Genomic DNA, 7,080 nt, shown 5'->3' on the forward strand with positions numbered 1-7,080 from the left:
AAATATATAGAAAATTATCAACCAAATATTTGTTTTTAAGCACAGTTCATTCCTGCGCACTTGTCTGCCGAAGGTAGCGGCAGGAATCTGCTCATTATAAACAATACATGAACTCATTTTAAGACCTTTCAGGTTTTAAAAACCTAAAAGGTCTCAACATCTATTTCTTATAAATAACTCCATCCTTCATCACAAAAACAACATTTTCCATGGTAGCAATATTTTTTGTTGGATCGTCATCTACAGCAATAATATCTGCATAAAAACCTTTTTTAATTTGTCCTATTTCGTTTTGCATTTGTAACAACATTGCATTTGTAATGGTAGCAGACTGTATGGTTTCCATCGCTGGCATTCCTGCTGCTACCATAAAACCAAACTCTTTACCATTATTGCCATGTTTAAAAACACCGGCATCTGTTCCGAATGCAATTCCTACGCCACTTTTATATGCTTTTGCAAAAGTGCCTTGAATTTGTGGTCCAACCGCCAATGCCTTAGGAACTACAATTGCTGGGTAAAAACCGGGTATTTTTGCTTTTTCCTCCACTTCTTTTCCTGCTGTAATTGTAGGCACTAAATAAGCATCGTGCTTTTTCATGAGTTCCATCGTTTCAGCACTCATATAAGTACCATGTTCTATGGTTTTTACACCACCAATAATGGCTCTTTGCATTCCTTCATCTCCATGCGCGTGTGCAGCAACATGCATTCCATAGTCTTTTGCCGTTTCACAAATTGCCTTTACTTCTTCAATAGTAAATTGCGGATTATCGCCAGATTTCGCCACACTTAACACACCACCAGTGGCTGTGATTTTTATACAATCTGCCCCATTTTTATAGCGTTGTCTTACTGCTTTTTTAGCATCTTCAACAGAATTTACAACCCCTTCTTTAGGTCCCGGATTGCCTAACAATACTCTACTACTTCCATTTGTTGGATCTGCATGACCACCTGTGGTTGCCAAAGACTTCCCAGCTGTAAAAACTCTCGGCCCAGGAATTTTACCCGCATTGATTGCATTCCTTACTGAAATATTTACGCCTGTTCCACCTAAATCTCTTACCGTTGTAAATCCGTTTAATAAAGTTGTTTTTGCAAAACCCACTGAATTAAAAGCAACATCAGCTTCGTTTAAAATATATTTGTTCAATCTTGTATTTCTGTCAAATTCTTGTTCGATGTGTACATGAAAATCAATCAAACCCGGCAGTACAACTTTGTCTTTTAAATCTACCGTAATTGCAGTAGCACTTTTGGGTGAAACATAGCCATCCATTACTTTGTAAATTTTATTTTCTTTTACAATAATGGTCTTTTTAGCAGCGATTGTACCCGTTTTGGTGTCTACCAATTGTCCACATAAAAGATAGGTAGTTTGTGCCATTGTAATTTGTATCATACATCCCATTAAAAAGAATAAAAGTAATTTCTTCATTTGTATAAGTTTTGTCTTTAAATGTATGAAAAATTAACTAATTTGCTACTTCAAAATGAAAAGAATGAAAAACGTTGTGATTACAGGAACCAGCAGAGGAATTGGCTTTGAACTCGCAAAACAGTTTGCAGAAAAGGGGCATCATGTATTGGCACTTTCTAGAAATTCAAAACCTTTGGCAGACATAAATCATAAAAATATTTCTGTGCTTTCTGTTGATATTTCTAATCCTACGGATGTAAAAAAAGTTGCAGATTTTGTAAAAAATACTTGGCAAAAAGTGGATATTTTGATTAACAATGCAGGAAAATTAATTCACAAACCTTTTACCGATTTAACTTCCGAAGATTTTTTAGAAGTATATAAAGTGAATGTTTTTGCAGTGGCAGAAATTACAAAGTTGATGATTCCCTTTCTGCAGAAAGGCAGTCATGTGGTGACCATCAGTTCTATGGGCGGAATTCAAGGTAGCATGAAGTTTCCTGGTTTAGCGGCTTATAGTTCTGCAAAAGGCGCTGTGATTACGCTCTCTGAATTATTAGCAGAAGAATACAAAGAGCAGCAAATTGCTTTTAACGTATTGGCTTTAGGCGCCGTACAAACAGAAATGCTAGAAGAAGCGTTTCCAGGGTATCAAGCACCACTTTCTGCAAAAGAAATGGCAGATTATATGTACCACTTTGCAATGACTGGTAATAAATTTTATAACGGGAAAACATTGGAGGTGTCGTCATCAACTCCTTAAAAGAGCCCCTCCTAGCCTCCCCGAAGGGGAGGAACAACTGACAAAAGAAATATTAAATAACATTAAAGCTATAATTATCATCAATAAAAATAAAGTATCGAAGAATAGTAGAAGTTCTCTCCCTAAGCCTGTGTTGAGCCGTGTCGAAACAGGAGGGTTAGGGTGGGCTACATTCGTTCCTAAAAAAGCAATTCCTTTTGTTCAATTTTTAATTGATGAGCATCATTTTACACTTCTAATTGTAAAGCAAAGACAAACCAAACACGGTGATTTTAGAAGTTTACCAAACGGAAAATTTCAAATTACAGTGAATAACAACCTCAACAAGTATCAGTTTTTATTGACTTTAGTGCATGAAATTGCACATCATGTGACACATCAAAAATTTGGATTAGTACAACCACACGGAAAAGAATGGAAAGCTGTTTTTCAACATTTGATGTTGCCTTTTTTAAATCCTGCAATTTATCCGAAAGAAATACTCCCTTATCTTGCAAATTATTTAAAAAATCCAAAAGCAAGTACAGATGCAGATGTGAATTTGTCATTAGCTTTAAAAGGAAATGTTGCAGAAACAGGAAAGAATTTTATTTTTGACATTCCTTTTGGAAATCTGTTTATCTTTAAAGAAATAATTTATAAGAGAGGAAATAGAAGAAGAACACGGTATGAATGTTTGAATATAAAGAATAAAAAAGTGTATCTTTTTAATCAGAATGTAGAAGTAAAAAATTATGATAGAGAATAAAAATTATTACGCAGTAATTATGGCGGGTGGCGTGGGTTCTCGGTTTTGGCCAATGAGTACTTCCAATTTTCCAAAACAGTTTCATGACATGTTAGGTGTTGGCCAAAGTTTAATTCAGCGAACGTTTGAGAGAATTAATGATGTAGTTCCGTCTAAAAACATCCTTATTGCCACCAATAAACGTTATGAAGCATTGGTTTTAGAGCAGTTGCCAAGAACCACTAAAAAACAGCTTTTATTAGAGCCCGCAATGAGAAATACAGCTCCTTGTATTTTATATGCAGCTTTAAAAATACATGCTAAAAATCCAGATGCAGTCATGTTGGTAGCACCTTCAGATCATTGGATTGATGACGAAAATGAATTTTCTAAAAACATAAAAATTGCTTTTGATGCTTGTTCAGAACAAGATATTTTAATGACCTTAGGAATTCAACCCGATGCACCCAATACAGGATATGGATATATTCAATTTGAAAAAGAAACTTCAGCAATTAAAAAGGTTAAGAATTTTACCGAGAAACCCAATTTAGAAACTGCAAAGAAATTCTTAGAAAGTGGCGATTATCTTTGGAATGCAGGTATTTTTGTGTGGTCTGCAAAAAGCATTATCAAAGCCTTTAAAAACACGCTCCCTGAAATGGTGGCTATTTTAGATGACGGGAACAATGTCTATAACACAGATTTTGAAGACGATTTTATCAAAAACAATTATACCAAATGTAAAAATATTTCCATTGATTTTGGAATTATGGAAAAAGCAACAAATGTACATGTATTACCTGTAGATTTTGGCTGGAATGATTTAGGAACTTGGGGATCTCTCTATAACAAACTAGAAAAAGACGACACACAAAACGCTGTCGTCGGAGCCAATACTATTTTTAGAGACGCAACTGGCAATATGATTAAAACACAATCTGGAAAAAGAGTTGTGATACAAGGTTTGAGTGATTTTATTATTGTTGAAAAAGAAGATGTACTATTAATTTGCCCTAAAAAAGACGAACAAGAGATCAAACAAATTGTCACAGAAGTCAAAGACACTTTTGGTGATGATTTTGTCTAGAAATACAGTATCAAGTTTCATTTGTGTTTGTAGCCAAGTTCTTAATTCTGCCTGTTTTTCACCAAAATACTATCATTCAAAACCCTATCCCATCTAACAGTAGTAACAGGAATTAGCATAAATTACATGAATCAATTGCTCTCTAATGCTACCATTGACGTAGCTTGTAAGTTACTATTTTACAAATTATTAATATATGTCTGGTCGAGCGCAGTCGAGACCTTCTTTAACCTCTCGATAGCTTCGCTAGCTACTTTCAATGAAAATGTATTTTCATTTCAGTAATGCTCGAGGAGACATTACGTCATTCCAACCGCTTGATAAAAATTTTTCTCGGGTCTCGAACAGACATAACTACAAGCATTTATTCCACGTTAATCAAACCGCTTGAATAAAGTTTTTCTCGGGTCACGAATAGGATACACAATGCTTGATGACAGCTCAACTTTCCCCTTTGGGGAAATGTCCGTAGGACAAAGGGGCTATTTAAAACCCCTTCAATACCTTAATCCCATGCACAGGTTGCTGCACACCCGTAGTACTAGAAATGCCACTAGGCACCTCAAACTCATAGATAAACTGCCAATTGTTTTTGGTGTGATAGCTAGTATTTATGTGAATGCAAAACCATCTTTACTCAACGTCGTCAATTTTGGATTATCAAGTTTTTCAATTGATGTCCTTATCTTTACTCTGTCTGATTGAGGTAAAAAAGTAGACACTAAATTAGCTAAATCAATTTTTAACAAACGATTGATAACAATCAAATCTTTTAATGAAAAGGGGCTTAATCCATTCATTAATTCAGACATATATGATTTACTTCTGTGTCCTAGTATTTCACCGAGGTTTTGTTGAGTTAGATTTAAGTTCTTTAGCTTTTTTCTAATTAATTCTTTTCTGTTTTGAATAAATTGTCTTTCTTTTTCAGCAATTAATTCAGCTAAATCACTCTCTCGTATTTTTTTATCTGTTAATCTCGAGTTAGAAGACCAGTTTTTGTTTTCATAGTCTTCGATTAAGTCTCTTAACTTTTTACGAGTAACTTTATATTTTGAATTCTCTTTAGAAAGCATTCTTAATTTTCTATCAGCAATCAAAGCGCTTTCAAAATCTAATTCATTCTGAATCTTTCCAATTTCCAATAATTTTGATATATCAATTTGTGTTTTCATAATTTCTAAATCCAATCGTTAGCGTGTAACCATTTTTTTATTGTATTCTTATTGTTCTTAAAGGTTGTTTCGTATTCTTGGTGTGTTCCCACCCAAACAACCGAAGCTTCGTCATGATCAAATTCAATTAAAATCATGGTTCTGTGAATCCTTACATTAAAAAAATAAAACCCATCATTATGCACGCAGTCTGCATCTGGTCTGATGTGATTAAGCTCGGTTTGATTCTTCCATTCACTGTCTTCAATATCTTTTATAAGTTTGTCTATAGCGTTAGATAACGAAACATTCCCTCTGTTTTTCTTTTTTAATTTTACGAAAGCTTTTTTATTTGTCAGTCTCATTGCTTGATACAAATATACAAAAAAGTTCGGTTAATTTCCGAACTTTTTATCTTCTCATATTACTGGTAACTTTAGGTCTCTTCAGGGACAAAGTTCTTGTTTATTTATAAATATTTCAGGTATAGACCATACTACAGACTAAAAACCAACATCTAACAGCGGTCTATCTTCTCATATCAACCTCATCAAAAATGCTTTACCAACGAATGATGCCAATTGCAAACTATACTGCTAACTGCTACTGATTACTGCTAACTACTACTGCTTACTGCCAACTGCCTACTGCCTCAAAACCCCTTCAACACCTTTACCCCATGTACCGGTTGCTGCACACCCGTAGTACTAGAAATCCCACTAGGTACTCCAAACTCATAGACAAACTGCCAGTTGTTTTTGGTGGTATAACTGCCCAGGATTTGAAGCCGACTTTGCGTGTCAAACCCTAAGCCCAGTCCGAATTTAGAACGAATCCTTGTCAAGGTTTCCGTTTGGGTAGTGGCGATGCGAAGGGTGTCTACCCGTAACAGGTATTTGGGAAAGAGCGGTTTGTAGGTAAATTCCGAAGAGAGTAAATCCCCATTAAATTTATTAAAGATGGTAAAGCGTCCGTCTAGCAAGCTATCTTTTACTTGTACTTCAAATTGTTTGACGGAATCTATCGGTATCTTTTCTTTGGGAAGGATCGTGTTTTTTTGGTTTGGTATAGTTGGGGTGCGATAGACAACTTTAGGTTCAGGGTTGAGCGTAATACCTTTGGTACGCACATAGTGGTTAAAGATCTCCAAGGTATCAATAATTCCTTGTCGGTATTCGGTTTTAGTGACTACTTGAGTTTCTTTGGTGGTATAGCCACCGAGTCCAGTAATGATGGCATTTCTAATCCAGTCTTTGAATAGCAGAAGGAGTAGGATGATAGCGATTGCCAAGGCTATTTGGGTTGTTTTTTTCATGCTTCAAAAGATTCAAGGTTCTTCAAAAGGTTCAATATTTTTCATTTAAAATTCAAGGGATGAAGTTTAAAAGGTTTCAGGTTTCAAGTTTCTAGGTTTCAAGGTTAGAAACGGATGTCACGAATTGGCGCCGATTTTACCGCAAAGAAATCGCAGATTTTTTTATTTTTTGTACTTTTCATATCTAATATCTAATATCTAATTTCCAACGGCTAACTTCCTACCTCTTCATACTTAAAAAGATTCAAGATTCTTAGTCTAAAATTCAAGGTTAGACGGGGTGTAGTTAAAAGGTTTCAGGTTTCAAGTTTCTAGGTTTCAAGTTTAACAATATTTATGGTTTTAAGATATCTTCTATTTTCTGTTGTCTATTTTCTAACTTCTAATATCTAATATCTAATGTCTAATATCTAATATCTAACTTCTAATATCTAACCTCTAACTTCTCACCTCTTCATACTTCAAAAGATTCAAGGTTAGACACAGATTTCACGAATTGGCGCCGATTTTACAGCAAAGAAATCGCAGAGAAAACGCAAGGTTCGCAAAGTTTTTTATGTGACTTCCTAAGTGGTTTGTCTTTTTTGTTTGTGTTTTATATTTAGATA

The 7,080-nt window shown here is 34.8% G+C and carries 7 protein-coding genes; 3 read left to right on the forward strand and 4 right to left on the reverse strand.

The features are described 5' to 3' along the window. Positions 1–160: 160 nt before the first annotated feature. Positions 161–1,441 (reverse strand): amidohydrolase family protein, encoded by a 1,281-nt coding sequence (locus tag Q0998_RS18980; protein WP_299672927.1) that lies wholly within the window; start codon positions 1,439–1,441, stop codon positions 161–163. Between the two features lie 64 nt (positions 1,442–1,505). On the opposite strand from Q0998_RS18980, the gene Q0998_RS18985 reads away from it, so the two are divergent. From Q0998_RS18985 to Q0998_RS18995, 3 genes are all read left to right on the forward strand, one after another. After that, positions 1,506–2,186 (forward strand): SDR family oxidoreductase, encoded by a 681-nt coding sequence (locus Q0998_RS18985; RefSeq protein ID WP_299672930.1) that lies wholly within the window; start codon positions 1,506–1,508, stop codon positions 2,184–2,186. A 133-nt stretch (positions 2,187–2,319) separates the two neighbouring features. Continuing rightward, entirely contained in the window at positions 2,320–2,934 is a 615-nt protein-coding gene (locus Q0998_RS18990) for a SprT-like domain-containing protein (RefSeq protein WP_299672933.1), read from the forward strand. Next, positions 2,921–4,003 carry a mannose-1-phosphate guanylyltransferase gene (locus Q0998_RS18995; protein WP_299672937.1) on the forward strand — a complete coding sequence of 361 codons (1,083 nt, stop codon included), beginning with the start codon at positions 2,921–2,923 and terminating at the stop codon, positions 4,001–4,003. Before Q0998_RS18990 ends, Q0998_RS18995 begins: the two co-directional genes overlap by 14 nt. 611 nt (positions 4,004–4,614) lie before the next feature. On the opposite strand, the gene Q0998_RS19000 is transcribed toward Q0998_RS18995, so the two are convergent. The 3 genes from Q0998_RS19000 to Q0998_RS19010 all read right to left on the reverse strand — a co-directional run bounded on the left by Q0998_RS19000 (position 4,615) and on the right by Q0998_RS19010 (position 6,472). Next, a complete protein-coding gene (locus Q0998_RS19000) occupies positions 4,615–5,178 on the reverse strand; it encodes a helix-turn-helix transcriptional regulator (RefSeq protein WP_299672940.1) in 564 nt (187 codons plus the stop codon). A 5-nt stretch (positions 5,179–5,183) separates the two neighbouring features. Continuing rightward, on the reverse strand, positions 5,184–5,522 hold the full coding sequence (locus Q0998_RS19005) for a type II toxin-antitoxin system HigB family toxin (protein ID WP_299672943.1): 339 nt from the start codon (positions 5,520–5,522) through the stop codon (positions 5,184–5,186). 287 nt (positions 5,523–5,809) lie between these two features. Beyond that, positions 5,810–6,472: a hypothetical protein gene (locus Q0998_RS19010; RefSeq protein ID WP_299672946.1), complete on the reverse strand. Its 663-nt coding sequence runs from the start codon at positions 6,470–6,472 to the stop codon at positions 5,810–5,812. Positions 6,473–7,080 lie beyond the last annotated feature (608 nt).

It is taken from the genome of uncultured Polaribacter sp., assembly GCF_947501385.1.
Taxonomy (GTDB): domain Bacteria; phylum Bacteroidota; class Bacteroidia; order Flavobacteriales; family Flavobacteriaceae; genus Polaribacter.

Excerpts from the sequence above, each read along its gene's own strand:
- Q0998_RS18980 (WP_299672927.1), bottom strand. The coding sequence starts at position 1,441 with ATGAAGAAATTACTTTTATTCTTTTTAATGGGATGTATGATACAAATT.
- Q0998_RS19005 (WP_299672943.1), bottom strand. The coding sequence starts at position 5,522 with ATGAGACTGACAAATAAAAAAGCTTTCGTAAAATTAAAAAAGAAAAAC.
- Q0998_RS19010 (WP_299672946.1), bottom strand. The coding sequence starts at position 6,472 with ATGAAAAAAACAACCCAAATAGCCTTGGCAATCGCTATCATCCTACTC.
- Q0998_RS19000 (WP_299672940.1), bottom strand. The coding sequence starts at position 5,178 with ATGAAAACACAAATTGATATATCAAAATTATTGGAAATTGGAAAGATT.
- Q0998_RS18995 (WP_299672937.1), top strand. The coding sequence starts at position 2,921 with ATGATAGAGAATAAAAATTATTACGCAGTAATTATGGCGGGTGGCGTG.
- Q0998_RS18985 (WP_299672930.1), top strand. The coding sequence starts at position 1,506 with ATGAAAAACGTTGTGATTACAGGAACCAGCAGAGGAATTGGCTTTGAA.